Origin of the sequence: Selenomonas sp. KH1T6 (assembly GCF_900108415.1) — a bacterium.
Taxonomy (GTDB): Bacteria; Bacillota; Negativicutes; order Selenomonadales; family Selenomonadaceae; genus Selenomonas_B; species Selenomonas_B ruminantium_A.
This window is the reverse complement of record NZ_FNWN01000011.1, coordinates 78,715-103,376: the sequence shown is the minus strand read 5'-3', so window position 1 is coordinate 103,376 and position 24,662 is coordinate 78,715. Positions and strand designations below refer to the sequence as shown.

Here is a 24,662-nt window from a genome sequence, read left to right as displayed (position 1 = left end):
CAATTTCTTAGCTGATGTGTGTCGTGAATAGCATATTTGCGACATATATCCATCAAGCTGCCCTCACCATTCAAATAACTGATAACGGCCCGGGTCTTGAGTTCTGCTGTGTAAACACGATTGCGTTTACGCGGCGAAAAAGCTGAGGAGCCCTCCGATTCGTACTGATATATCCATTCGTCAATGGTTGTCCTATTTACTTGTAATAATGATGCGGCTTCACTACGTGTCATTCTACCCGAAAGGCATTCTTGGGCAACTCTGGTTTTCTCTTCTGCTGTTGCTTTTTGCTTACATGGCATGAAAAATCCCCCTATGATGACAGTTTTATTTTTTACTGTCTCTCATAGGGGGAGCATATCAGTCATGCCTTCCGGGTTTTTCTTATGTAAAGGAAACACTGATTAATTCAGCCACCCATCTTGACGTATCTTGTCTGCCCTCCCTGCGTTGACAAATCCTCGACATAGCCCGCTATGCCTCCGGTTTGTCGCCTTGGGAAGGACAAACAATCTGCGCCAATCTGTATGACTTCATTTAATCAGTGTTTCCTAAAATTTGTCTGCATTTGATTGAAAAATACTTTATCTTATGGTAGAATATTTTTTGTGTTAATATGTAAATGCGTTGATGGAGACAGTAGGCACGCAGGAACGTCAAAGCGAACCGGGGCTGGTGAGAGCCGGGGGCTAGTAGGGCGGGCTGAACATCACTTCGGAGCAGCAGGCTGAGAGTCCCTTGGGACACGTAAGCCCCGCCGGTTCTTCCCGTTACGAAGCAGCGTATGATGGTACGTGGCAAATAGGTGGTATAAGTGTAGGCAAGGCCTGCATCCTGTTTGGGATGCAGGCTTTTATATTTTTTAGGGGGAATAGAGTTGTATAGCAAAGTAGACACCAACCTTGATTTCGTCACCCGTGAGAAGGAAGTAGAAGAATTCTGGAAAAAAGAGGGCATTGCTCAGAAGGCCATTGACCAGCGTGAGGGCTGCGATACCTTCACTTTCTACGATGGTCCGCCGACGGCTAACGGCAAGCCCCATATCGGCCATGTGCTGACCCGCGTCATCAAGGACATGCTGCCCCGCTATCAGTCCATGAAGGGCAAGAAAGTCCTGCGCAAGGCTGGCTGGGATACCCACGGCCTGCCGGTGGAGCTGGAAGTTGAGAAGCTGGTGGGCATCAACGGCAAGGAGCAGATTGAGGAATACGGCATCGAGCCTTTCATCAAGAAGTGCCGGGAGTCCGTCTGGAAGTACAAGGGCATGTGGGAGGAGTTCTCTGACGTGGTCGGCTTCTGGGCTGACATGGACCACCCCTACATCACCTATGAGAATGACTTCATCGAGTCCGAGTGGTGGGCACTGAAGGAGATCTGGAAGAAGGGCCTCCTCTACAAGGGCCACAAGGTTGTGCCTTACTGCCCCCGCTGCGGCACCCCTCTTTCCTCCCATGAGGTGGCACAGGGCTACAAGGACGTGAAAGAGCGTTCTGCCATGGTGAAGTTCAAGGTCAAGGACGAAGATGCATACTTCCTGGCCTGGACCACCACTCCCTGGACCCTGCCTTCCAACCTGGGTCTCTGCGTGAATCCTGAGGTTGACTATGTGAAGGTCAAGGTGGCAGGCGTGGTCTACTACCTGGCTGAGGCTCTGGTGGATACCGTCTTCGAGGGCGTGGAAGGCGAGCGTGAGGTGCTGGAGCGTTACAAGGGCAAGGATCTTGAGCATCGCGAGTACGAGCCCCTTTACCCCTATGCAGAGGGCAAGCTGAAGAAAAAGGCTTTCTATGTGGTCTGCGATGACTATGTAACTACCTCTGACGGTACCGGCATTGTCCATATCGCTCCGGCTTTCGGTGAGGACGATAACCGTGTCTGCCGCAAGTACGATATGCCTTTCGTGCAGTTCGTCAACAACAAGGGCGAGATGACGGAAGAGACCGACTGGCCCGGCGTCTTCGTGAAGGATGCCGATCCCCTGATCATCGATGACCTGAAGAAGAGCGGCAAGCTCTTCAAGGCGCCCAAGTTCGAGCACAGCTATCCTCATTGCTGGCGCTGCGACACTCCGCTCATCTATTACGCTAGGGAAACTTGGTTTATCAAGATGACGGATGTGAAGGACAAGCTCATTGCCAACAATAACACCGTCAACTGGATTCCGAAATCCATCGGCGAGGGCCGCTTCGGCGACTGGCTGGAGCACGTGCAGGATTGGGGCCTGTCCCGCAACCGTTATTGGGGCACGCCGCTGCCGGTGTGGGAGTGTGAGTGCGGTCATCAGCATGCCATTGGCTCCATTGCCGAGCTGAAGGAAATGTCCGACAACTGCCCGGAGGAAATCGAGCTGCACCGCCCCTACATCGATGCAGTGACCATCAAGTGCCCTGAGTGCGGCAAGGAAATGCACCGCGTGCAGGAGGTCATCGACTGCTGGTTCGACTCCGGCGCCATGCCCTTTGCCCAGTGGCATTATCCGTTCGAGAACAAGGATATCTTCGAGAAGCGCTTCCCGGCTGACTTCATCTCCGAGGCAGTGGACCAGACCCGCGGCTGGTTCTACTCCCTGATTGCCATTTCCACTTTGCTCTTTGACCAGGCACCTTACAAGAACGTCATTGTGCTGGGCCATGTGCAGGATGAGAACGGCCAGAAGATGTCCAAGTCCAAGGGCAATGCCGTTGACCCCATGGACGCCCTCCGCAAGCATGGCGCCGATGCCATCCGCTGGTACTTCTACGAGAACAGCGCGCCCTGGCTGCCCAACCGCTTCCATGACGGGGCTGTGCAGGAAGGACAGCGCAAGTTCATGGGCACCCTGTGGAACACCTACGCCTTCTTCGTGCTCTATGCCAATATCGACGAGTTCGATGCGACTAAGTACAGCCTGGAGTACGATAAGCTCAGCGTCATGGACAAGTGGTGCCTGTCCCGCCTGAACACCATGGTGAAGGAAGTGGACAGCTGCCTCTCTAACTACCGCGTGACTGAGGCTGCCAAGGCTCTCCAGTCCTTTGTGGACGAGCTTTCCAACTGGTACGTGCGCCGTAGCCGCAGCCGTTTCTGGGCTAAGGGCATGGAGCAGGACAAGATCAATGCCTACATGACTCTCTATACGGCTCTGGTGACTACTGCCAAGGCTGCTGCTCCCATGATTCCTTTCATGACTGAAAGCATCTACAGGAATCTGGTCTGCAGCATTGACAAGGCTGCTCCCGTGTCCGTGCATCTGGCAGACTTCCCAGTGGCAGACGAGGCCCTCATCGATACCGAGCTGGAGCAGAACATGGAACTGGTGCTCTCCATCGTGGTGCTGGGTCGCGCTGCCCGCAACGAGGCCAACATCAAGAACCGCCAGCCCATCGGCCACATGTTCGTGAAGGCTGCCGGCACTCTGGATGATTTCTTCAAGGAGATCGTGGAGGACGAGCTGAATGTGAAGGAAGTTGTCTTCAAGGAAGACATGGAGGACTTCACCATCTATACCTTCAAGCCCAACTTCCGCGCTCTCGGCCCCAAGGTGGGCAAGAACATGGGGGCAGTGAAGAATGCTCTTGGGGCCATGAATGGCCGTCAGGCCAAGGAGTCCCTGGACAGCACTGGCAGCCTCAAGGTCACCCTGGCCGATGGCACGGAGTACAGCCTCACCTCTGAGGACGTGGAGATTTCCATGAGCCAGGCCGAGGGCTACAACTGCCAGAGCTACGGCGAGGTGGCTATTGCCCTGGAAACCACCCTCAGCGAAGAACTTCTTGAGGAAGGCTTCCTGCGGGAGATCATCAGCAAGGTGCAGACCATGCGCAAGGAGAACGGCTACGAAGTCACCGACCACATCAAGGTTGGGCTCTCCGGCAATGACAAGCTCCTGGCCATCGTGAAGAAGGCAGAGAACGAGGAGATGCTGCGTTCCGTGACCCTGGCAGATGAGGTGGTCTACGGCAGTGACGTGACCCATGCCAAGGAGTGGAACATCAACGGCGAGACGGTGGTGTTGTCCGTTGAGTGATGCGAAGCGTCTGGCCGTGGACAAGGACCTGATGGTGGAACTTGACCATGACCATGTGCTGGTGGATGGCAAGATCGTCCACCGCCACCCACATACCCATAGCCATACGCATACCAAAAGCGTGGTGAACCGCCTGGCCCGCATCATCGGCCATCTCCAATCCGTCAAGAAGATGGTGGAGGACGGCAGGGACTGCACGGAAGTGCTCACCCAGCTGGCAGCGGTGGACAGCGCTCTCAAGGGAGTCAGCCGGGTCATCATCAAGGACCACATGGAGCACTGCATCGTGGATGCGGTGCAGCATGAGGACCGTGAGGCCCTGGAAGAACTCAGCAAGGCTATAGACAGTTTCATAAAGTAAGGAACTATCACGAAATAAATCAAACATCTTGCTTGTCTAAATTTCTGCTGTCTGCGTTGTCGTCGTTCGGCGTAGCCGGCTACGCCTCGCTCCTCCGCCTTGACAGCAAAAATTTATCCTACGCAATCTGCATAATTTATTTCGTTCCAGTTCCTAAGCAAAGCGCCCAACCGCAATCCTGTTTTGCGGTTGGGCGCTTTTGCAATCTGAATTTCAATGGAGGCGGTGTTTTTAGAACTTGAACTGCCGCAGGGCCTGCTGCTGTTCGTGGGCCATGTTGGACAGGGGTTCGCTGGCCGACGCTCCAGATGGCAGCCAGGGGGTTCGCCAGACCTTGGCCAGCGATATCTGGGGCGCTGCCGTGGATGGGCTCGAACATGCTGGCGGCGTCCACCATTATTGGATATGGTTTGGCCGAGCTGTTTGATCTTCTTCATCTTGTTCCCTCCAGTCTTGTTATTTCAAGTCCTGTAAACAAGATGAAGTATATCAGATGTAAATGGAAATATGATGGTTGACTATGGAAACTAAATGAAAGATTATGTGCATACCTGCCGCCGTTTCCTGCATGACGGACTGAAGCTGAAGGAATAAGGAGTGGTCTATCTTGAAGTATTATGCTGGTTGTTATGAATCTCCCCTAGGCTCCCTGCTTATGACCAGCGATGGGGAAGCTCTCACCGGGCTGTCCTTTGTGGATGAGCCCTCGGCATTGCAGGTGACGCAGGCCCTGCCTGTTTTTGCGGATGCCTGCCGCTGGCTTGACTTATATTTTTCCGGTAAAGTGCCGGATTTTACGCCGCAGCTTTCATTGCAAGGGTCAGATTTTCGGCGGGCAGTGTGGGAAATACTGCTCACTATTCCCTATGGTCAGACAATTTCATACGGGGAGATAGCCGACATGATTGCCAGGGGACGGCAGCTGGGAAAAATGTCTGCCCAGGCAGTGGGCGGGGCTGTAGGACATAACCCTGTAGACATCATCGTTCCCTGCCACCGGGTGGTAGGAAAGGATGGCAGCCTCACAGGCTATGGGGGAGGGCTTTGGCGGAAGGAATGGCTGCTGAAGCTTGAAAACATCACATAGCATGGAGGTGGTACAATCCTGCCTCTTGGGCGAGCAAAATATCGTACACAAAAAGAGATTCTTTTGCTAAAATTATAAGTAACCAAGGTTTGAACATTTTTGTTTGTGCTGGACCATGTAGCAATGAAGCTGACAGGTGGCGGAAATTTTCCTGCGATATCTGTCGACTTTGGGAAAGGAGGAGCTTTGTGCGGAGAATCCTCATTTTGACAATTCTGGTTCTCATGGCGGTCATCGCGGGAATCCTGCTGATCAGAGATGATTGGCAGAGCGTGGATTTGGCCAATAAGACAACCAAAGTGGGACTGCTTCTGAACGGTTCACGCTCAGACCGCAGCTTTAGCCAAACACACTATGAGGCACTGGAATCCCTGCAGGACGAGCTGAATCTGGAAATCGTCTGTCAGGAGAATGTGTCCGCCGACTGTTACAAGGATATCGAAAGCCTCATTCGGGACAAGGGCTGCAAAATCATCGTGGGAGTATCCTTTGGCTTCGGTGAATCCATGCAAAAGGCTGCGGAGAAGTACCCGGATGTGTATTTCCTTCATGCTACGGGCACAGGACACAGCAGCAATCTGTCTTCCTTCTTCGGCAGGATGTATCAGGCACGGTATCTTTCGGGCATTGTGGCAGGGATGCGGACGGATACGGGAGCCATCGGCTATGTGGCGGCCTTCCCCATCCCGGAGGTAATCCGGGGCATCAATGCCTTTGCGCTAGGAGTGCGAAGCATACGCCCGGACGCGCAGGTCTATGTACGCTACTGTAATTCCTGGACGGAGGACAGTGCGGCCGGAGAAGCATTCAACAATCTGATGGACAGCCATCCCGACATAGACACCATGGCCCTGCATACGGACTCCATTCATCCCCATAGGGAGGCGGAGAAGCGGGGCGTGTGGTCCATAGGCTACAATCTGGACAATAGCGATGAATTTCCCAAGACCTATCTGACTGCCTGCATCTGGAAATGGAATGTATGCTACCGCAAAGAAATCCTGAGCTGCCTGCAGGGAAAATTCCATGGAAGCCATGAGTGGATGAACCTGGAGGACGGCATTGTTTCGCTTTCGGATTTCACCAGAAATGTGAAGCCGGAAACAAAGCAGGAAGTGCTGGCGGCCAACATAAAGATGCGGAGCCGGAAATTCGATGTTTTTTATGGACCGATTACAGACAACATGGGCAATGTCCGCGTGGAGGCAGGGGAATCTATGTCGGACAGCGAAATGCTCAACGGATTTGATTGGTGTGTGGAGGGTGTGACGGTTGAAGAGTAAGGAATGGCTGAGACGCAAACTACCGCTGCTGCTTGTATTGTTTTGCATTTTGGCGATTGTGGTCGTGATAAGGAGTTTCAAACTTCCCGAAACAGAAAAGCAGCCTGTGGTTGGTCTAGTCCTGATTGGAGCGAAAGCGGATCGGGGCTGGAATGAGAGCCACTACGATGGCCTGTCGAGCGCCTGTGACGTATACGGGTGCGTCCTCCGGGTGAGGGAACATGTGCCGGAGGATGAGAGGGCACTGAACCATGCTGTCGAGGAACTGATCAGCGAAGGCGTCAATGCCATCTATCTGACCAGCTTCGGCTACGGTCAGTATGTGGACAGGATTGCCAAGCAGCACCCGCATGTTGCCTTTTTTTCCATTTCCGGCAAGGGCAAGGAGAAAAACTGCACTACCTATTTTTCCCGTCTCTATCAGGCGCGGTACCTGGCGGGTATTGTAGCAGGCAGCGAGAGCCGGACAGGGGTGCTGGGCTATGTGACTGCGACGCCGAATGCTCAGGCCAATCGCAGCATCAATGCTTATGCTTTAGGAATGCGCGTTGCCAACCCGAAGGCGCGGCTCATTGTCCGTTTCGTCAATAGCTGGGATAATGAAGAAGAGGAGCGGGCAAGTGTCGCCCTTCTGGCCAGCAGGGGCGCAGATGTCATCACCTATCATGAGGATATGCCCCATGCTGTGCGGGAAGCGGAGGAACTGGGGCTTTTAAGCACTGGCTATGACAGTGTGTATGAACAGTACTCCGAGCGGTTCCTGACGGCGGCGCTGTATGACTGGACTATGGTATACAGGAGAGTGCTGGGGGACTATCTGAGCGGGAGGACGAACACGTCCCGCAATTACTGGCTGGATATAGCAGAAGGCGGTGTCAAGCTGTATCCCCTGTCTCCGCTGGTGCAGCCCTGGACCAGCGCGCTGATGAAGCGGGAAGAGAAGCGTATCATGACGAACTGGGATGTGTTTTCCGGCTTGATACGCGACAACAAGGGAAACATTCGTTGCAGGGAGGGCGAAAGAATCAGTGACCATGAGCTGTTTACCGGTATGGATTGGTTTGTTGAGGGAGTAGAGATATATGAATAGCAGATTCTCTTTTAAAGGGAAGGGAAGCAATCTCCTGGCCACCCTCTTTTTTGCTGCGATATTGCTGGTTGTGGGGGCGCTGTTTCAGCAGCGGATGAGCGAGCTCTTGATTCATTATACAGAGAATCAGACGAAGCGGCAGGCGGAGACACTGGCAATACAAGCTGCGGAAAAGCTGGGAGCGGAGCTGGACATTCTCAACTATATCGCTTCCAAGATTGAAGCTAATCCGGAAGAAATGGAGAGGCTCATGCCCTTGGTCTTCAATGAGGCAGGCTTGAAGCAGGGGCTGCTGGCTATTGACGGCCAGGCAATTTTGGGGGACAGTCTGTCCCTTTACACCTACGATGGCATACAGACCTCTGTGCGAGGGGAAAGGGCAATCACCTTTGTGCAGGATCGGGGAATTCTGTTCACCTGTCCGGTGTTCCATGGCAAGAATATCAAATATGTTCTCTATCGGCTCTACCCCCCCGAAACCATCAGGGAGAGGTTTTCTATCAGCTGCTATGATGATATCGGCAGGATGTGTGTCGTCACACGTAAAGGTGATATTATCATTCCCTTTGCACAGCTTGACGAGGAAGATATGGATTTCATGCAGAGTGGAGAGCTAAGGGAGTTCTTCCATTCCATGCATCGGGATATGGAAACCTCCATGGCGGCGGCTCGCACCTTCAATACGACCCGGGGAGATATGCTGCTGCTTGAGGCGGAAATCCCGGGAACGAACTATCTGATTGCGGGGTTCGTGCCGAAGGAAAAAGCCTCCGAGGGAATCGGAAGCCTTACGCTTTTGGTGGTTTGGGTATTCGGCTTGCTGATGCTGCTGGTTGCGGTTGGTGCCATGTATCTGGTCCAGATCCGGGATGATATCTACGAGAGTGAGGAACTCAAAAAGGCAAAGGCCATGGCCGAGGAAGCTTCCCGCGCCAAGAGCAATTTCCTTGCCAATATGTCCCACGAGATCCGTACACCCATCAATGCTGTTCTCGGCATGAATGAGATGATCCTGCGGGAATGTGAGGACAGGAACATCCTGGCTTATGCCGAAGATGTGAAGGCTGCCGGCAACACTTTGCTGGGGATCATCAATGACATTCTGGATTTCTCCAAGATCGAGGCAGGCAAAATAGAGATCATTTCCGCGGAATACGACCTCTTGGGCAGCCTCAACGACCTTGTGACGATGATTCAGGTGCGGGCGGAAAGCAAGAATCTCTCCCTGGTGCTGGAATTTGATCCCCAGCTGCCCAAACGGCTCTATGGGGACGAGATCCACATCAAGCAGGTTATCACGAATATCCTGACCAATGCGGTGAAATATACGGAAAAGGGAAGTGTGACATTTTCCGTTGGTTTTGACCGGAGCGAGGAGGCGCCGGATGAGGTGCTGCTTCATGTCTCTGTGAAGGATACGGGCATAGGCATCAAGCATGAGGATCTCAAAAAGCTTTTTTCCGAGTTTGAACGCATCGAGGAAAAGCGCAACCGCAAGATCGAAGGCACTGGCCTGGGCATGGCCATCACAGGAAAACTGCTTCGCATGATGGGTACAGAGCTGCAGGTAGACAGTGTCTATGGCAGCGGCTCCGAGTTTTACTTTTCCCTGCGGCAGAAAGTTGTCAGCTGGGAATCTTTGGGAGACTACCAGGAAGCCCGTCAGGCGCATCTTTCCGAGCATAAAAAATACCAGGAAAAGTTTGTAGCCCCCGATGCCTGTGTCCTGGTGGTGGATGATACCCCGCTGAATCTGGTAGTGTTCAAGGGGCTTCTGAAGCAGACGCAGATTCAGATCGATACGGCCAGCGATGGGGACGAGGGAATCTCCCTGTCCCGGGAAAAGAAGTATGACCTCATTTTCCTGGATCATATGATGCCAGGGAAGGATGGCATCGAAACGCTGAAGTGCATGAAGGAAATGCCGGACAATCCGAACCGCGAGACGCCTGTGATTTCTCTGACGGCCAACGCTATTTCGGGGGCTAGGGAGGAATACCTGGCTGCCGGGTTCCAGGACTATCTGACCAAGCCCGTAGACAGCGCTAAATTGGAAAGCGTGCTGATCCAATATCTGCCTCAGGAAAAAGTGCGCGTGCGGGAGGAGGGAACGGAAGATGCACCTGCTGAAGAAAATATTCTGCCCTCCTGGCTTCAGGAGCTGGAGGGAATCGACACGCAGGAGGGCATAGGGCATTGCGGTTCGGAAGCTGCCTATCTGGACACAGTGAAGGTGTTTGCCGAGTCGGCCTGGTCAGGGATTGCGGATATCGAAGGCTATTTCCAGAGTGAGGACTGGCCAAATTATACGACCAAAGTCCATGCCCTCAAGAGCACGGCGCGCATCATCGGTGCGAAACTGCTTTCAGAAATGGCGAAACGCATGGAGTATGCGGGAAATGCCGGCGAGATAGAGAAAATCAAGGTGGAAACGCCGGCGCTATTGTCCATTTACCGCGGTTTCGCAGAAAAACTCGCGCCTCTTTGCCCGCCGAAGCAGCGGGACGAGGAAAAAATGCCCATTGATGAGGCGGCGCTGAGAGAAGCATACGATACCTTGAAGGAATTTGTCGCCTCCTTTGACTATGACAATGCGATGTTTGTTCTGGAATCATTGGAGGACTATCGCTTGCCGGAAGATGAGGAAAAACGCTATCAGAGCATCCGGACAGCAATAGAAAAGCTGGATTGGGAAAAAGCAGGGCAAATCCTTGCAGACGGGTAGGCAGTTTGCCTTGAAGAACAAGTAAAAAAATCCCCCGAAATGTGATGATATCCCCCTGGCTACCAACAGGAAAAGCGGTCATATCCTGCTGCAGTATGCAGACAAGAAACTGAATGAGTAGTTTTGTATGGGCACCTGGCCTTCAGGCTGGGTGCTTTTTTTCTTGAATAACCATGACAAATCTAGTACTATAGGGGTTAGTTAAGTCTTAAAAGGTGGGATTCCATGAAGAAAGCTGTTTTTTTCGATATTGATGGCACCCTGATCGATATAAGGAAGGGGCACACCAAGCTGACGCCAAAGGTGAAAGAGGCTATCAAGGAGCTTCGGCAGGCGGGGCATTATGCCTTCATTGCCAGTGGCAGGCCTCTGGCCTACCTGGATGAAGAGCTCATGCAGCCGGGGCTGTTCAACGGCTTTGTGCTCATGAACGGAGCTTTTGTGCTGGCGGACGGGCAGGTTTTGAATGACCAGCCTTTGCCGAAAGAGACGGTGCAGGAAATCGTCAGGCTCTGTGAGGAGCATCAGGTGCAGTATGTGCTGGAGGGCAGGGAGAAGATTTACTTGCGGCCGGAGTTTGACCAGGTGCGGCGCTTCTATGTGGGCATAGATGTTTCCCTGAAGAATTTCGTGGAGGAATTTGAGCTGGGGGACATTGAGGTCTACAAGATGGAATTTGTCTGTGACAATCCCGGCGGCAACGGTCTCTTTGAGAAGCTGCTGAACTGGCCGGGGCTTACGGGGCTCATGGACCCTGCCCACCTGAAGAACATGGAGCTTTATGCTACAGAAGTGACCAAGGGCACGGGCATTGAGCATGCCCTTGAGAAGCTGGGGCTGCCCCAGGAGCAGAGCTACGCTTTCGGGGATGGCCTCAACGATCTGGAAATGATGGATACGGTGGGCACGGCTCTGGTCATGGGCAACGGCCAGCCGGAGCTGAAGGAAAAGGCCGATTTCATCATGCCCACGGTGGCAGAAGACGGTGTGGCCTATGGCATAAAGCATTACATCCTGGGAGGCGAAGACAATGCGTGAAAAAGTGGGAGTGCTTTTGGGAGTGCTCCTGATGCTGTCGGCGCTGCTGACGGGCTGTGCCCCGGGAGGAAATGGGGGCGGCACTTCTTCGGCAGAGAGCAGTGCAGCACAGGTGCAGCAGGAAAAGGCGAAACTGACAGTGAAGATGCTGGATGTGGGCCAGGGGGATGCAATCCTCATTGAAACCGGGGAGCAGACAGTCCTGGTGGACACCAGCGATGTTGACGAGCGGGAAAAGCTCAAGGCAGAGCTCAAAGAAGCCGGAGTGAAGCGGCTGGACAAGGTCATCCTCACCCATCCCCATGCCGACCACATCGGTGGCATGGACGTGATTCTCTCTGATTTTGAAGTGGGAGAGGTCTATGACAACGGCATGCCGTCCACTTCCAAAATCTACCTTCGTTATATGAAGGAACTGAAGGCCAAAGACATCAAGCGCCATGGCCTCAAGGCTGGTGAAGTGCTGGAACTGGGGGGCGGCGTGATGTTCAAGGTGCTGGCTCCCTCGGAGGAACTGGCAGCCAAGGGCACCCAGTCAGGCTACAAGCATGACCCGAACAATGAATCGGTCATGGGACAGCTTATCTACGGTGACTTCAAGATGATGTTCACCGGCGACGGCGAAGGCCCTGAGGAAAAGGATATACTGGCTGCTCTGGGGGGCGCAGATATTCACAGCCAGGTGCTGAAAGCCGGCCATCACGGCAGCAAGACCTCATCTTCCAAGGAGTGGCTGAGGGCCGTGAATCCGGAAGTGGGGCTTATCTCCTGCGGCGCGGGCAATGACTACGGCCACCCCCATAAAGAAACCCTGAAGAAGTATCAAGCCCTGAAGATGAAGGTCTATGAGACTGACAAGAACGGCACCATCACTTTGACCAGTGACGGCAAGACTTATGAGATAGCTGTGGAAAAGGGGGATGTCCAGTGATTTCGGCATATCTTGACCGCTTTGAGGGCAGTCTGGCAGTATTGCTCTTAGGTGAGGAGGAAAAAAAGGTAAACTTTCCCAAGTCTTTCCTGCCTGAGGAGGCTGAGGAAGGTGACTACCTGAAAATAGAAATCAGCCGGGATGAAGAAAAAACTGCAGAAGCTGAGGCAGAAGCTTTGCGGTTATTGCAGGAATAAGGCTGGCTTTGCAGAAATTTCCCAGAAAGGGAGACTAAAATATACGGAAGTTTGTTCGTTGGTTGTTTACTAGGGAGGAGTCCTTTTGATGTGCAAGTTTTTCTGCCGTGCAGTTTCGGCGGCAGCGCTTCTGGTGATGTGCCTTTCCATGCTGGTCATGGGGCAGGGCAGCGTAGAGGCAGCGGAGAAGTCACCCGTACATGAGCTGAATTATTTCAAGAGCTATGAGACTGAGATCCAGGGAGCCAAGGCTTTCCGGATTGAGATTGGCATGGACAAGGATAACCTTGATTACCAGGTCATTCCCAAGACCTTTCTTCATAAGCAGCTGGTGCTGGATATGAAGAGCACCAAGCCCGGGAAGCTGAAGAAGAATATCAAGCTCAATAATTCCCTGGTCAAGCGCCTGACCATCAGCGAATTGGAAAGGCGCCATACCCAGGTGGTCATAGAACTGGGCAAGAATGTCACTGAGGATATGTACAGTGTCCATGTGGAAAAGGCCGACCATAAGGCAGGGAAACCATATCGGCTGGTAGTGGACATCTTTGCAGAGCCCCAGGGCGGCGCCGATGAGAATTTCAAGGGCGTCAAGGGACGCACTATCGTCATTGACCCCGGTCATGGCGGCAGCGATTCTGGAGCTGTGGGTCCCACGGGCCTGGCGGAAAAGACCGCGACCCTGGCTGTATCAAAGAAGGTCAAGACCCTGCTGGAGGCTTCCGGGGCGCGGGTGGTCATGACCCGTGACCGCGATGTTGATGTCTATGGCCGCAATGCCACCGACAGGCAGGAGCTGCAGGCCCGGGTCAACGTGGGTGAGTTCACTCCCGGGGCCAACATCTTTGTTTCCATCCATTGCAATGCATTTTCCAATCCTGAGGCCAAGGGAATGGAAACATATTATTTCCCCGGTTCTGTCAGGGGAGAGCAGCTGGCAACTTCCATTTACAATGAGCTTCTGAAGGATGGCGGCCTGGCTGGCCGTGGTGTCAGGACGGCCAACTTCTACGTCATCAAGCATTCTTCCATGCCCGCCACCTTGCTGGAGCTGGCTTTCATCACCAATCCCAGGGAAGAAGCCCTGCTGGGAGATGACAAGTACCAGACCACTCTGGCCAAGGCCATTGCGCGCGGCATCAGCCGTTATTTCGGCGAGTAAGAGCAGGGAGGGGAAATAGATGAAGATTTTTGCAAGCAAGAGATGGCTGGCTGCCTGCCTGATGGTGCTGACGCTTTTGGTGACAGCAGGCTGTCAGGAGGGCCAGGGCACCAGCAGTTCCTCCGGTTCTTCCGGCTCCATCACCACGGTACAGGAAAAGCAGGCACCCAAGGCAGAGAAGCAGGAGAAGAAGGAGGAAAAGCCCCAGGAGATAAGCACCAAGGTCTACTATCCCAATGCCGATGGTACCAAGCTCATCGCTGTGAAGCGCAAGTTCACGGTGAGTGCTGACAAGGACAAGTATGCCGAGGCCGTGAAGTCTCTCATGCAGGGCACCAAGGAAAAGAACCAGAGCGTCATCATCCCCAAGCAGGCCAAGCTCCGCGGCGTGAAGCTGGAGGGGGGCGTGGCCAGGGTGGACTTCTCCCAGGATCTGGTTAAGCACTTCGTGGGCGGCTCCACTGGCGAGGAGATGCTGGTGGGCTCCATTGTGAATACCCTGACGGAGTTCCCGGAAGTGAAGCAGGTGCAGATTCTCATTGAGGGCAGTCCCGTGGAGACCATTGCCGGCCACATGGACCTCAGCACTCCTCTGGAGCGCATGAAGGATTTGCTCTGATTCACACATTGATTTTTTGACTTTATAGTCTTTAAGCGCACAGAATTGCTTGTAATTCTGTGCGCTTTGTGTTATGATTTCTAAAGTATGGCTATGTATAAGCCAATTGAAATGGATAAAACAGGAGGTCATTTTAGACAATGAAAGTTACGGCAGCAAACGGAGAGAACCAGCAGGTCACTCTTACTATTGAAGTTGAAGCAGCAGAGGTAGCAAAGGCAGAGGAGCGCGCCTGCAAGCGCCTCGCGGGCCGTGTGAATATCCCTGGTTTCCGCAAGGGCAAGGCTCCCAAGAGGATTGTGGAGAACCACCTGGGCAAGGAGTATGTGCTCCAGGAAGCATTTGACAGCTTCCTCGGCCCCCAGTCCCTGGATGAGGCTTTCAAGGAGCAGGATATCGTTCCTGTGACCCGTCCCGAGGTTGAGATCGTGACTCTGGAAGAGGGCAAGGACCTGGTGTTCAAGGCTACTGTCACCCCGCGTCCGGCAGTGACTCTCGGCGAGTACAAGGGCCTCCACATCGAGAAGGTTGTGGACGAGGTCAAGGACGAGGACGTTGAGAAGCAGCTGAAGAACATGCAGGAGCGCCAGGGCAACATGGTGGATGCTCCCGAGGGCAGCGATGTGCAGGACGGCGATTTCATCACCCTTGATTTCGACGGCTCCGTTGACGGCGTGGCTTTCGAGGGCGGCAAGGGCCAGGATTATCCTCTCCAGATTGGTTCCGGCAGCTTCATCCCCGGCTTCGAGGATCAGCTCATCGGCGCCAAGGTCGAGGAGGAGCGCGATGTGAACGTGACCTTCCCCGAGGAGTACCATGCCAAGGATCTGGCTGGCAAGGCTGCTGTCTTCAAGTGCAAGGTGCACAGCATCAAGCGCAAGGAGCTGCCTGCTCTGGACGATGAGCTTGCCAAGAAGGTCAGCAAGTTCGAGACTCTTGAGGAGCTCTGCGCTGATATCCGCAAGAACCTGGAGGAGAACGCTGAGCGCAAGGCTGAGAACGATCAGCGCACCGCTGCCATCGAGAAGGCCAGCGAGAACATCACTGTGGACATTCCCGCTGTGATGATCGACAACCGCGTGACTGCCATGATCCAGGAGATGTCCATGCGCCTCGAGCAGCAGGGCATGAAGATGGAGCAGTATCTCCAGTTCGCAAATACAGATATTGCCAAGATCAGGGAGGATTATCGGGAGACCGCGGAGAAGAATGTACGTACGGATCTCATGCTTGAAGAGGTAGCAAAGGCTGAGGACATCAAGGTTGAGGGCAAGGATCTTGACCAGGAAGTTGCCATGATGGCCATGCAGTATGGTGCTACTCCGAAGCAGATCCAGAAGATCATCAAGGAGCAGGGACGTCTGGGCGATCTGGCTGCTACTGTGCTCCGCAAGAAGACTGCACAGTTCATCATCGACAGCATTGCCTAATCCCTCGGTTTCTTCTTTCGTTTCCCTAATGGGGGTAGACAAATGAACTATGTACCTATGGTAGTGGAGCGTTCCAGTCGTGGGGAGCGGGCTTATGATATTTATTCCCGCCTTCTGAAAGACCGCATCATCTTCTTGGGCGGCCCCATTGACGACAACGTTGCCAATTCAGTAGTAGCCCAGCTGCTTTTCCTGGAGTCGGAGGATCCTGACAAGGATATCCATCTCTACATCAACAGCCCGGGCGGCGTGGTGACCGCAGGTCTTGCCATCTACGACACCATGCAGTATATCAAGCCTGATGTGTCCACTATCTGCATCGGGCAGGCAGCCAGCATGGGTTCCCTGCTGCTGGCAGCCGGTGCCAAGGGCAAGCGCTATGCCCTGCCTCTGGCCCGCATCATGATCCATCAGCCTTTGGGCGGTGCTCAGGGCCAGTCCACGGACATTCAGATCCAGGCCAAGGAAATCCTGCGCCTGCGTGAAGTGGGCAATGATATTCTGGCCAATCATACCGGTCAGGACAGGGACAAGATCAATCAGGACACTGAGCGTGATAACTTCATGAGCGCCGAGGAAGCCAAGGCTTACGGTCTCATTGATGAGGTCATCACCCGTCCCAAGAAGACGACTGCCAAGAAAACCGCCAAGGAATAGGAGGTGATGTCATGCTGAAGTTTGGGGATGACAAGGGTCAGCTGAAGTGTTCTTTCTGTGGCAAGACCCAGGAGCAGGTCAGGAAACTCGTGGCTGGGCCCGGGGTTTATATCTGTGATGAATGCATCGAGCTTTGCAACGAAATCATCGAGGAAGAATTCAGCGAAGATGTAGAAGTGGAGCTCAAGGACGTCCCGAAACCGAAGGACATCCGTGCTATTCTGGATCAGTATGTCATCGGCCAGGAAGAGGCGAAGAAATCCCTCTCCGTGGCTGTGTACAATCACTACAAGCGTGTCAATTCCGGTCAGGGCAAGAGCGATGATGTGGAACTGCAAAAGTCCAACATCCTCATGCTGGGGCCTACGGGCAGCGGCAAGACTTTGCTGGCACAGACTCTTGCCAGGATCCTGAAGGTGCCCTTTGCCATTGCTGATGCCACGGCTCTTACGGAGGCAGGCTATGTGGGCGAGGATGTGGAGAACATCCTCCTGAAGCTCATCCAGGCTGCTGACTACGACGTGGAAAAGGCAGAGCGGGGCATCATCTACATCGACGAAATCGATAAGATTGCCCGCAAGTCCGAGAATCCTTCCATCACCCGTGATGTATCAGGTGAAGGCGTGCAGCAGGCTCTGCTGAAAATCTTGGAGGGAACCACTGCTTCCGTGCCGCCCCAGGGCGGGCGCAAGCACCCTCATCAGGAGCTTATCCAGATTGACACCACCAACATACTCTTCATCTGCGGCGGTGCCTTTGACGGCATCGAGAAGGTCATCGAGGCTCGTTTGGGCCAGAAGCAGATGGGCTTCGGGGCTTCCATCAAGTCCAAGAAGCAGAGGAACATCGGCGAGACCCTCAGCAAGGTCCTGCCAGAGGATCTCCTGAAGAACGGCCTCATTCCGGAGTTTATCGGCCGTCTGCCCATCGTGGTGACGCTTGATTCCCTGGATGAGGACGCGCTGGTGAGCATCCTCACCAAGCCCAAGAATGCTCTGGTGAAACAGTACCAGCGCCTGCTGGAAATGGACGGGGTTAAGCTTTCTTTCGAGGAAGAAGCCCTGCGCCAGATAGCCAAGGAAGCCCTGAAGAGAAAGACCGGGGCCCGCGGCCTGCGCTCTATCCTGGAGGGCGTCATGCGCAACGTCATGTACGAGATTCCTTCCGTGGAAGGTGTCTCTGCCTGCAAGGTTACCAAGGAGGCCATCACGGCGCGCAAGGATCCGGTTCTCACCATCGCGAAAGCCGGCCAGAACAAAAAAGAAGAATCTGCCTGAGTTGCAGACTTATGGATAAGGCGCTGCCTGAGCAGCGCCTTATCTTAATATACATTGGATTTTAGGAGGAATGACAATGGCAGAGACCAGAACGCTGCCGGTGCTCCCTTTGCGGGGCATGACGGTCTTTCCGTATATGATCATACATCTGGATGTGGCCCGGGAGCGCTCCATGGCCGCTCTGGAGCAGGCCATGGTGGGGGACAGGAGAATACTCCTGGTCACCCAGCAGGACGCAGAGGTTGATGCCCCGGAGGGCAAGGACCTCTACGAGACTGGCACCATTGCCGAGGTGCGCCAGCTCATCAAGATGCCCGGCGGCACCATGCGTGTGCTGGTGGAGGGACTGGTGCGCGGGGTCATCGAGAGCTTCCAGGCACTGGAGAACTACGATGAAGCAGCAGTGACTGCTTATGAGGACGAGCAGCCCAATTCCCTTGAGATGGAGGCTCTCTCCCGTGGCGTGAGCCATGAGTTCGAGGAATGGGTGAAGCTCTCCAAGAAGATTCCTGCCGAGACGCTGGTGTCCGTGGCCATCATTGACGATGCAGGCAGGCTGGCTGACCTCATTGCCAGCCATCTGAATCTCAAGGTGGAGACCAAGCAGGAACTCCTGTCCTGCATAGATATCAAGGCCCGTCTGGAAAAGCTCTACGCTGTATTGGCACATGAAATAGAGCTCATGAAGATGGAGCAGAAGATAGGCGTCCAGGTGCGCAAGCAGATGGAGAAAATCCAGAAGGACTACTACCTGCGCGAGCAGATCAAGGCCATCCACAAGGAGCTGGGGGACAAGGACGATCGCACCAGCGAGATAGAGGAGTACAAGAAGCGCCTGGAGGAGGGGGAATACCCCGACAAGGTCAGGGAGACCGTGGAAAAGGAGCTCAAGCGGCTGGACGGCATGAGCAACATGAACTCCGAGACCAGCGTCATCAGGACCTATCTGGACTGGCTCCTTGACCTGCCCTGGTGCAAGGAATCCGAGATGCAGGTGGATATAAATGAAGCCAAGCGGGTCCTTGACCACGACCACTACGGACTGACCAAGGTCAAGGACAGGATCCTTGACTATCTGGCTGTGCAGCAGCTGGCCGAGGACAAGCGGGCGCCTATCCTCTGTCTGGTGGGGCCCCCCGGCGTGGGCAAGACCTCGTTGGCAGCTTCTGTGGCCCGGGCTACGGGCCGCGAATTTGTCCGGGCCTCTTTGGGGGGCATCCGTGACGAAGCGGAAATCCGGGGTCATCGCCGCACTTATGTGGGAGCTATGCCCGGCCGCATCATTGAGAGCCTCAGGCATGCGGGCACGAAAAATCCCCTCTTCCTGCTGGATGAGGTAGATAAACTGGGCAATGACTACCGGGGAGACCCGGCGGCAGCTCTCCTGGAGGTGCTGGACCCTGCCCAGAACAACACCTTCAGTGACCACTATATCGAGCTGCCCTTTGACCTGTCCAAGGTCATGTGGATCATCACGGCCAACAATCTCAGCAATATCCCCAGGGCTCTGCGTGACCGCATGGAGGTCATCACCCTCTCCAGCTATACTGAGCTGGAGAAGCTGGAAATTGCCAAGCGCTATCTGGTGGCACGTCAGCGCACCCAGAACGGCCTCAAGAGCAAGGATATTTCCCTCAGTACCACGGTGCTCCAGAAGATTATCCAGGAGTACACCCGTGAGGCCGGTGTCCGTGAGCTGGAGCGGGTCATAGGCCAGGTGTGCCGCAAGGCCGCCCGCAAGATTGTGGAGGGAGAGGAAGCTCCCATCAAGGTCACCAAGACTAACCTCAAGGACTTCCTGGGACGGGCCAAGTTCCTGGAGACCAAGGCTGAGAAGAAGCCCCAGGTGGGCCTGGCTACGGGCATGGCCTGGACGGAAGTGGGGGGAGACATCCTGCCCACGGAGGTCACCATACTCAAGGGCAAGGGCAAGCTGATCCTCACGGGGCAGTTGGGGGATGTGATGCAGGAATCTGCCCAGGCAGGCCTCAGCTACATCCGCAGCCGTGCCCAGAAGTTCAAGCTGGAGGAGGACTTCTACGAGAAGGACGATATCCACATCCACCTGCCGGAAGGCGCCATCCCCAAGGACGGGCCTTCGGCGGGCATCACCATGGCCACGGCTATGATTTCCGCTTTGACAGGCCGGAAGGTCCGGAGCGATGTGGCTATGACCGGCGAGATCACCCTGCGGGGCAATGTGCTGCCCATCGGCGGCCTCAAGGAAAAAGTCCTGGCAGCTTACCGCGAGGGCATGAAGACCATTATCCTGCCCAAGGAAAACGAGCGGGATATCGAAGATATTCCCGAGACGGTAAGGGAGAAGCTGGAATTCGTCCCTGTGGAGCACATGGACGAGGTGCTGGCTACGGCGCTGTGCGGGAAATAAATCAGGATTGGCGAAATAAAGCCTCCCTCTCAGAGGGAGGCTTTTTGAAAGGAGCGATATCATGGCAGAGAAGGAGAGCGTGGTTATCACCCAGGGCAGGTACATTGCTTCGGCGGTGAAGCGGGAACAGTATCCGGAGGGCAATTTGCCGGAGGTGGTCTTCATCGGCCGCTCCAACGTAGGAAAGTCTTCTCTCATCAACTCCCTCACCAGGGTCAAGGGACTGGCGAGGGTTTCTTCCCAGCCTGGCAAGACCCAGACCATCAATTTCTATGAGCTGGGGGCCAAGGTGGAGGGGGCTGAGGAGAGGAAGTCCTTCTATCTGGTGGACCTGCCCGGCTACGGTTATGCCAAGACCGGGAAGGAAAAGAGGAAGCTTTGGTCGAAGTTCATCGAAGAATACCTGCTGACCTCTGAGAATCTGCAGTTCGTGTGCCAGCTCATCGATATCCGCCACGAGCCCATGGCCTCTGATGTGGACATGTTCAAGTGGCTGGTGGAAAACAACATCCCAGTGCTGATTGTGGCCACCAAGGCTGATAAGATTGGCAAGAATGTCAGGCAGAAGCAGATTGCCCTCATCAAGCGCAGCCTGGGAGTGGCGGAACTTTCCGTGCTGCCCTATTCCTCTTTGAAAAATGAAGGGCGTTCAGATTTGCTTGACGTAATCGGTTCGATTTTGGTAGAATAAGAATAAAGAAAAATGAATCGGATTCATAGTTTCAACAGGGGATTGTGTATCGGGGAGGGGAGAAGATAATGGAGCTGACGGCCTTTGACAAGGAGCTGTTGAATCTCTTGCAGGGACACCTGCCCGTTTGCAGCCGTCCCTTTGCCAGACTGGCAGAGGAGCTGGGCACGGAGGAAAGCGTGGTGCTCCAGCGGGTGCAGGAGCTGAAGCGGGAGGGGTATCTGCGCCGCATAGGCACATTCTTTGATTCTAATAAGCTGGGCTATCATGGGACTTTGGTGGCCCTCAGGGTAGAGCCGGAGCATATCCCGGAGGTGGCAGATGCCATCAACGGCTACCCCGGTGCCACCCACAACTATGAGCGGGAGGGCAGGTACAATCTCTGGTTTACCCTGCTCACGCCCAATGAGCAGCAGGAAAAGAGCATCATTGCCCAGGTCAGGACCCTGCCTGGCGTGGAGGATGTGCTGAACCTCAAGGCTCATAAGAAATACAAGATAAATGTGCAGTTCAAATTACAGTAAGGATAAAGCAGCAGAAAGCGGTGACATCAGGTGGAAGCAGCAGGGGTAAGCGAGCTTGACAAAAAGGTGATCCGGGCGCTGCAGGGGGAGTTCCCTCTGGTGGCGGAACCCTACAAGGTGCTGGCAGAAGGCATAGGCATTTCCGAGGACCTTTTCCTGGAGCGGGTAAAGGCTCTGGAGGAAGACAAGAAAATCCGCAAGATGGGGGCGGTGCTCCGCCACCGTGAAGTGGGTTTCAAGGCCAATGTGCTGGCAGCCTGGGTGGTGCCCCAGGAGGAACTTGACACCATAGCTCAGGAAATGGCCCGTCATCCGGCGGTGACTCACTGCTATGACCGCACGACGGCTCCTGGCTGGCCCTATAATCTCTACACCATGATCCACGGTCACAGCCGGGAAGAGTGCGAGGCCATTGCCAGTGAGCTGGGAGAGGCTGCAGGTGTCACGGAGAGCATCATGCTCTACAGCAAGCACGAGTGGAAAAAGACCAGCATGAAATACTTTTGCGAGTGAGAAGAAGGACTCTCCGATATGGAGGGTCTTTTATTTTGCAAGGGTATATGTTAAAATGTAAAGCGTGTTGTATCGGATAAAGATATTTGTTTATATTGTAGGGAGATGTACTTATGGTAGACCAGAAGATGTATGAGCTAGGCACCAGGAAATCCACCATCAGGGATGTCTTTGAATATGGCCGCAAGCTGGCGGCGGCAGAGGGGGAGGACAAAGTCTTTGACTTCAGTCTGGGCAACCCCAATGTGCCCACGCCGGAATATATCAAAGAGGCGGCGGTGGATATCCTCCAGACCATGGAGCCCAGCGCCGTACATGGATATACTATAGCTCCCGGTGCACCTGCTGCCCGCAGGGCCATTGCCAAAAGCATCAATGAGCGCTTCGGCATGGAAATCAGCGAGCAGAATCTCTTCATGACCGCTGGTGCCGCTGCTGCCTGCACCATCTGCTTCAAGGCACTCTGTGAGGCGGAGGATGAGTTCCTGACCTTTGCCCCCTTCTTCCCGGAGTACCGCTGCTTCGTGGAGTCCGTGGGTGGCAGGCTGGTTGTGGTGCCCGCCAAGACGGAGGATTTTCAGATTGATTTCGAGGCCATGGAAAAATGCCTCACGCCCCACACCAAGGCTGTCATCGTGAACTCTCCCAACAACCCCAGTGGAGCGGTGTATTCCGAAGAAACCATCAAGAAGCTGTCTGAGGTGCTCAGGGGCAAGGAAAAAGAATACGGACATCCCATCTTCCTGATCGCTGACGAGCCGTACAGGGAGATTGCCTATGAGGGCTTCACGGTGCCTTATATCCCAAAGTTCTACGACAATACTCTGGTCTGCTACTCCTACAGCAAGTCCTTCTCCCTGCCTGGTGAGCGCATAGGCTATATCATGGTGCCGGACACGGTGGCAGACTTCCAGCAGGTCTATGGTGCTATTGCAGGTGCGGCCCGCGTCCTGACCCATGTGAATGCGCCCTCCCTCTGGCAGCTGGTCATTGCCCGCTGTGCCGGACGTCCCTCTGATATCAGCACCTACCGCGAGAACGGGCAGATGCTCTACCAGGGCCTCATCGAGGCAGGCTTTACCTGCGTCAAGCCCCAGGGTGCTTTCTACCTCTTCCCCAAAGCGCTGGAGGAGGACGATTACGCCTTCTGCGAAAGGGCCAGGAAGTACGGTCTGCTGCTGGTGCCGGGCACGGACTTCGGCTGCCCCGGCTACTTCCGCGCCGCCTACTGCATCAAGACCGACACCATCCGCCGCTCCCTGCCGCTCTTCAAGAAGCTGGCAGAGGAGTATAAAAAATAACGAGTAAGAACTTGTTCTTCCTCGTTGAAACACTGATTGGAAGATTTTGCCTACGGCAAAATTTGAACAATGGTGTTATGATAATATAACTGTTTTCTGTACCGCCCTTTACAAGAGGGCGGTTTCTTTATATCATATAGAAATAGTTTTTGCGTTTCAATAATTTGGAGGTATGTGAGTTCCATGGGAAAGATAATCGTCATTGGCATTGCAGGCGGCACAGGCAGCGGGAAGACTACCATCACCAGGAAGCTGGTGGAGAATTTTGGTGACCAGGTGACGGTGATTTACCACGACAATTACTACCGGGCTCATCACGATATGCCTCCCGCCGAACGGGCCAGGCTGAACTTCGACCATCCGGACGCCTTTGATACGGAGCTCATGCTGGAGCATCTGACCGCCCTCAAGAATGGGGAGGCTGTCGAGTGTCCCGTCTATGACTATTCCATCAACGACCGCAGCGACAAGACCATCATCGTGAAGCCTTCCCGGGTCATCGTGGTGGAGGGCATCATGACCTTCCATGAAAAGTGCCTGCGGCAGCTTATGGACATCAAGCTCTTCGTGGATGCTGACGCCGATGTAAGGATCCTGCGCCGCATCATGCGCGACGTGCGGGAGCGGGGCCGTCAGCTGGACGGCATTATCCGGCAGTATCTTGAGACTGTGAAGCCCATGCACGAGGCTTTTGTGGAGCCTTCCAAGCGTTATGCTGACATCATCATCCCCGAGGGCGGGGAGAACAAGGTGGCCCTGGAAATGGTCATGAACCGGGTGCAGTTCCACCTGAATGAGGGGGCCAAGGCTTGAGGTTTGGCTGCTTCTGAAATTTTTTCAAAAAAAGTAAAAAAAGGTGTTGACAGCAGATAACCATCTGCGTATAATAATACATGTCGCTGAACGAAAGCGACAAGAAAGTTGGAACGGCCCCATAGTTTAGTTGGTTAGAACGCCGCCCTGTCACGGCGGAGGTCAGGAGTTCAAGTCTCCTTGGGGTCGCCACTATTGCGGAAATAGCTCAGTGGTAGAGCACCACCTTGCCAAGGTGGGGGTCGCGAGTTCGAGCCTCGTTTTCCGCTCCATATTGCGGAAATAGCTCAGTGGTAGAGCACCACCTTGCCAAGGTGGGGGTCGCGAGTTCGAGCCTCGTTTTCCGCTCCATACCGGCGACATAGCCAAGTGGTAAGGCCGAGGTCTGCAAAACCTTTATCCCCAGTTCGATTCTGGGTGTCGCCTCCAAGTGAGTGCAAAGCCTCCCGTAAGGGAGGCTTTTTTGTCGTACAAGAAACAATTTCCTTTTTTCAGGAGGAAATGGACATTTAATCTAGAATATGTGCGCCGAGAGGACAGATGTTGAACCTGCCTTTTCGGTGCATTT

At 54.3% G+C, this 24,662-nt stretch carries 21 protein-coding genes, 4 tRNA genes and 1 pseudogene; 24 read left to right on the top strand and 2 right to left on the bottom strand.

Translation table 11 applies throughout. From position 1 onward, the window contains the following. Positions 1-302: helix-turn-helix domain-containing protein (locus BLW59_RS17105; RefSeq protein WP_139283609.1), on the bottom strand; the 302-nt coding region annotated here is incomplete at its 3' end. A gap of 575 nt (positions 303-877) precedes the next feature. Here BLW59_RS17105 and ileS point away from each other — a divergent pair. Then, on the top strand, positions 878-4,006 hold the full coding sequence (ileS, locus tag BLW59_RS08735; RefSeq protein WP_074697477.1) for an isoleucine--tRNA ligase: 3,129 nt from the start codon (positions 878-880) through the stop codon (positions 4,004-4,006). After that, on the top strand, positions 3,999-4,367 hold the full coding sequence (locus tag BLW59_RS08730; protein WP_349254360.1) for a metal-sensing transcriptional repressor: 369 nt from the start codon (positions 3,999-4,001) through the stop codon (positions 4,365-4,367). The genes ileS and BLW59_RS08730 overlap by 8 nt, the downstream gene beginning before the upstream one ends. 292 nt (positions 4,368-4,659) lie before the next feature. Here BLW59_RS08730 and BLW59_RS08725 read toward each other — a convergent pair. Further along, positions 4,660-4,749 (bottom strand): annotated as a pseudogene (locus BLW59_RS08725) (isocitrate/isopropylmalate family dehydrogenase); the annotation flags it as partial. Between the two features lie 225 nt (positions 4,750-4,974). Here BLW59_RS08725 and BLW59_RS08720 point away from each other — a divergent pair. From BLW59_RS08720 to BLW59_RS08615, 22 genes are all read left to right on the top strand, one after another. After that, entirely contained in the window at positions 4,975-5,454 is a 480-nt protein-coding gene (locus BLW59_RS08720; RefSeq protein ID WP_413778183.1) for a methylated-DNA--[protein]-cysteine S-methyltransferase, read from the top strand. Between the two features lie 206 nt (positions 5,455-5,660). Then, complete coding sequence (locus BLW59_RS08715) at positions 5,661-6,737, top strand: BMP family ABC transporter substrate-binding protein (protein ID WP_139283608.1); 1,077 nt, start codon at positions 5,661-5,663, stop codon at positions 6,735-6,737. A gap of 64 nt (positions 6,738-6,801) precedes the next feature. Next, positions 6,802-7,827, top strand: a complete 1,026-nt coding sequence (locus tag BLW59_RS08710; protein WP_175463397.1) for a BMP family ABC transporter substrate-binding protein — start codon at positions 6,802-6,804, stop codon at positions 7,825-7,827. After that, the gene (locus BLW59_RS08705) at positions 7,820-10,552 is read left to right on the top strand and encodes a hybrid sensor histidine kinase/response regulator (protein WP_074697475.1); all 2,733 of its coding nucleotides are present in this window, start codon (positions 7,820-7,822) and stop codon (positions 10,550-10,552) included. Before BLW59_RS08710 ends, BLW59_RS08705 begins: the two co-directional genes overlap by 8 nt. A 225-nt stretch (positions 10,553-10,777) precedes the next feature. Then, positions 10,778-11,590, top strand: coding sequence for a Cof-type HAD-IIB family hydrolase (locus BLW59_RS08700; protein WP_029544956.1), 813 nt, complete (start codon positions 10,778-10,780; stop codon positions 11,588-11,590). Continuing rightward, positions 11,583-12,521: a ComEC/Rec2 family competence protein gene (locus BLW59_RS08695; protein ID WP_029544954.1), complete on the top strand. Its 939-nt coding sequence runs from the start codon at positions 11,583-11,585 to the stop codon at positions 12,519-12,521. Before BLW59_RS08700 ends, BLW59_RS08695 begins: the two co-directional genes overlap by 8 nt. Beyond that, on the top strand, positions 12,518-12,718 hold the full coding sequence (locus BLW59_RS08690; protein WP_074697474.1) for a DUF3006 domain-containing protein: 201 nt from the start codon (positions 12,518-12,520) through the stop codon (positions 12,716-12,718). The genes BLW59_RS08695 and BLW59_RS08690 overlap by 4 nt, the downstream gene beginning before the upstream one ends. A gap of 88 nt (positions 12,719-12,806) precedes the next feature. Then, entirely contained in the window at positions 12,807-13,880 is a 1,074-nt protein-coding gene (locus BLW59_RS08685) for an N-acetylmuramoyl-L-alanine amidase (protein ID WP_074697473.1), read from the top strand. A gap of 19 nt (positions 13,881-13,899) precedes the next feature. Further along, positions 13,900-14,499 carry a GerMN domain-containing protein gene (locus BLW59_RS08680; protein WP_051650379.1) on the top strand — a complete coding sequence of 200 codons (600 nt, stop codon included), beginning with the start codon at positions 13,900-13,902 and terminating at the stop codon, positions 14,497-14,499. A 140-nt stretch (positions 14,500-14,639) separates the two neighbouring features. After that, complete coding sequence (gene tig, locus BLW59_RS08675) at positions 14,640-15,929, top strand: trigger factor (RefSeq protein WP_074697472.1); 1,290 nt, start codon at positions 14,640-14,642, stop codon at positions 15,927-15,929. A gap of 42 nt (positions 15,930-15,971) precedes the next feature. Next, positions 15,972-16,586: an ATP-dependent Clp endopeptidase proteolytic subunit ClpP gene (gene clpP, locus BLW59_RS08670; protein ID WP_029544946.1), complete on the top strand. Its 615-nt coding sequence runs from the start codon at positions 15,972-15,974 to the stop codon at positions 16,584-16,586. Between the two features lie 11 nt (positions 16,587-16,597). After that, positions 16,598-17,863: an ATP-dependent Clp protease ATP-binding subunit ClpX gene (gene clpX, locus BLW59_RS08665; protein WP_029544944.1), complete on the top strand. Its 1,266-nt coding sequence runs from the start codon at positions 16,598-16,600 to the stop codon at positions 17,861-17,863. A gap of 76 nt (positions 17,864-17,939) precedes the next feature. Beyond that, positions 17,940-20,252 (top strand): endopeptidase La, encoded by a 2,313-nt coding sequence (lon, locus tag BLW59_RS08660; protein WP_074697471.1) that lies wholly within the window; start codon positions 17,940-17,942, stop codon positions 20,250-20,252. Between the two features lie 61 nt (positions 20,253-20,313). Beyond that, positions 20,314-20,943 (top strand): ribosome biogenesis GTP-binding protein YihA/YsxC, encoded by a 630-nt coding sequence (yihA, locus tag BLW59_RS08655; protein WP_029544941.1) that lies wholly within the window; start codon positions 20,314-20,316, stop codon positions 20,941-20,943. Positions 20,944-21,011: 68 nt separating this feature from the next. Further along, positions 21,012-21,467, top strand: coding sequence for an AsnC family transcriptional regulator (locus BLW59_RS08650; RefSeq protein ID WP_074697470.1), 456 nt, complete (start codon positions 21,012-21,014; stop codon positions 21,465-21,467). 30 nt (positions 21,468-21,497) lie between these two features. After that, on the top strand, positions 21,498-21,980 hold the full coding sequence (locus BLW59_RS08645; protein WP_074697469.1) for an Lrp/AsnC family transcriptional regulator: 483 nt from the start codon (positions 21,498-21,500) through the stop codon (positions 21,978-21,980). A 113-nt stretch (positions 21,981-22,093) separates the two neighbouring features. Beyond that, positions 22,094-23,281: a pyridoxal phosphate-dependent aminotransferase gene (locus BLW59_RS08640; RefSeq protein ID WP_074697468.1), complete on the top strand. Its 1,188-nt coding sequence runs from the start codon at positions 22,094-22,096 to the stop codon at positions 23,279-23,281. A gap of 183 nt (positions 23,282-23,464) precedes the next feature. Further along, positions 23,465-24,094, top strand: coding sequence for a uridine kinase (udk, locus tag BLW59_RS08635; RefSeq protein WP_074697467.1), 630 nt, complete (start codon positions 23,465-23,467; stop codon positions 24,092-24,094). 115 nt (positions 24,095-24,209) lie between these two features. After that, a tRNA-Asp gene (locus BLW59_RS08630) sits at positions 24,210-24,286 on the top strand. Between the two features lie 5 nt (positions 24,287-24,291). Next, positions 24,292-24,366: transfer RNA gene (locus BLW59_RS08625), tRNA-Gly, on the top strand. A gap of 4 nt (positions 24,367-24,370) precedes the next feature. Beyond that, positions 24,371-24,445, top strand: a tRNA-Gly gene (locus tag BLW59_RS08620). A gap of 4 nt (positions 24,446-24,449) precedes the next feature. Continuing rightward, positions 24,450-24,523 (top strand) — tRNA-Cys (locus BLW59_RS08615). Positions 24,524-24,662: the final 139 nt, after the last annotated feature.

Excerpts from the sequence above, each read along its gene's own strand:
- BLW59_RS08650 (WP_074697470.1), top strand. The coding sequence starts at position 21,012 with ATGGAGCTGACGGCCTTTGACAAGGAGCTGTTGAATCTCTTGCAGGGA.
- BLW59_RS08680 (WP_051650379.1), top strand. The coding sequence starts at position 13,900 with ATGAAGATTTTTGCAAGCAAGAGATGGCTGGCTGCCTGCCTGATGGTG.
- BLW59_RS08700 (WP_029544956.1), top strand. The coding sequence starts at position 10,778 with ATGAAGAAAGCTGTTTTTTTCGATATTGATGGCACCCTGATCGATATA.
- clpP (WP_029544946.1), top strand. The coding sequence starts at position 15,972 with ATGAACTATGTACCTATGGTAGTGGAGCGTTCCAGTCGTGGGGAGCGG.
- lon (WP_074697471.1), top strand. The coding sequence starts at position 17,940 with ATGGCAGAGACCAGAACGCTGCCGGTGCTCCCTTTGCGGGGCATGACG.
- tig (WP_074697472.1), top strand. The coding sequence starts at position 14,640 with ATGAAAGTTACGGCAGCAAACGGAGAGAACCAGCAGGTCACTCTTACT.
- yihA (WP_029544941.1), top strand. The coding sequence starts at position 20,314 with ATGGCAGAGAAGGAGAGCGTGGTTATCACCCAGGGCAGGTACATTGCT.
- BLW59_RS08685 (WP_074697473.1), top strand. The coding sequence starts at position 12,807 with ATGTGCAAGTTTTTCTGCCGTGCAGTTTCGGCGGCAGCGCTTCTGGTG.
- clpX (WP_029544944.1), top strand. The coding sequence starts at position 16,598 with ATGCTGAAGTTTGGGGATGACAAGGGTCAGCTGAAGTGTTCTTTCTGT.
- BLW59_RS08695 (WP_029544954.1), top strand. The coding sequence starts at position 11,583 with ATGCGTGAAAAAGTGGGAGTGCTTTTGGGAGTGCTCCTGATGCTGTCG.
- BLW59_RS08640 (WP_074697468.1), top strand. The coding sequence starts at position 22,094 with ATGGTAGACCAGAAGATGTATGAGCTAGGCACCAGGAAATCCACCATC.
- BLW59_RS08705 (WP_074697475.1), top strand. The coding sequence starts at position 7,820 with ATGAATAGCAGATTCTCTTTTAAAGGGAAGGGAAGCAATCTCCTGGCC.
- udk (WP_074697467.1), top strand. The coding sequence starts at position 23,465 with ATGGGAAAGATAATCGTCATTGGCATTGCAGGCGGCACAGGCAGCGGG.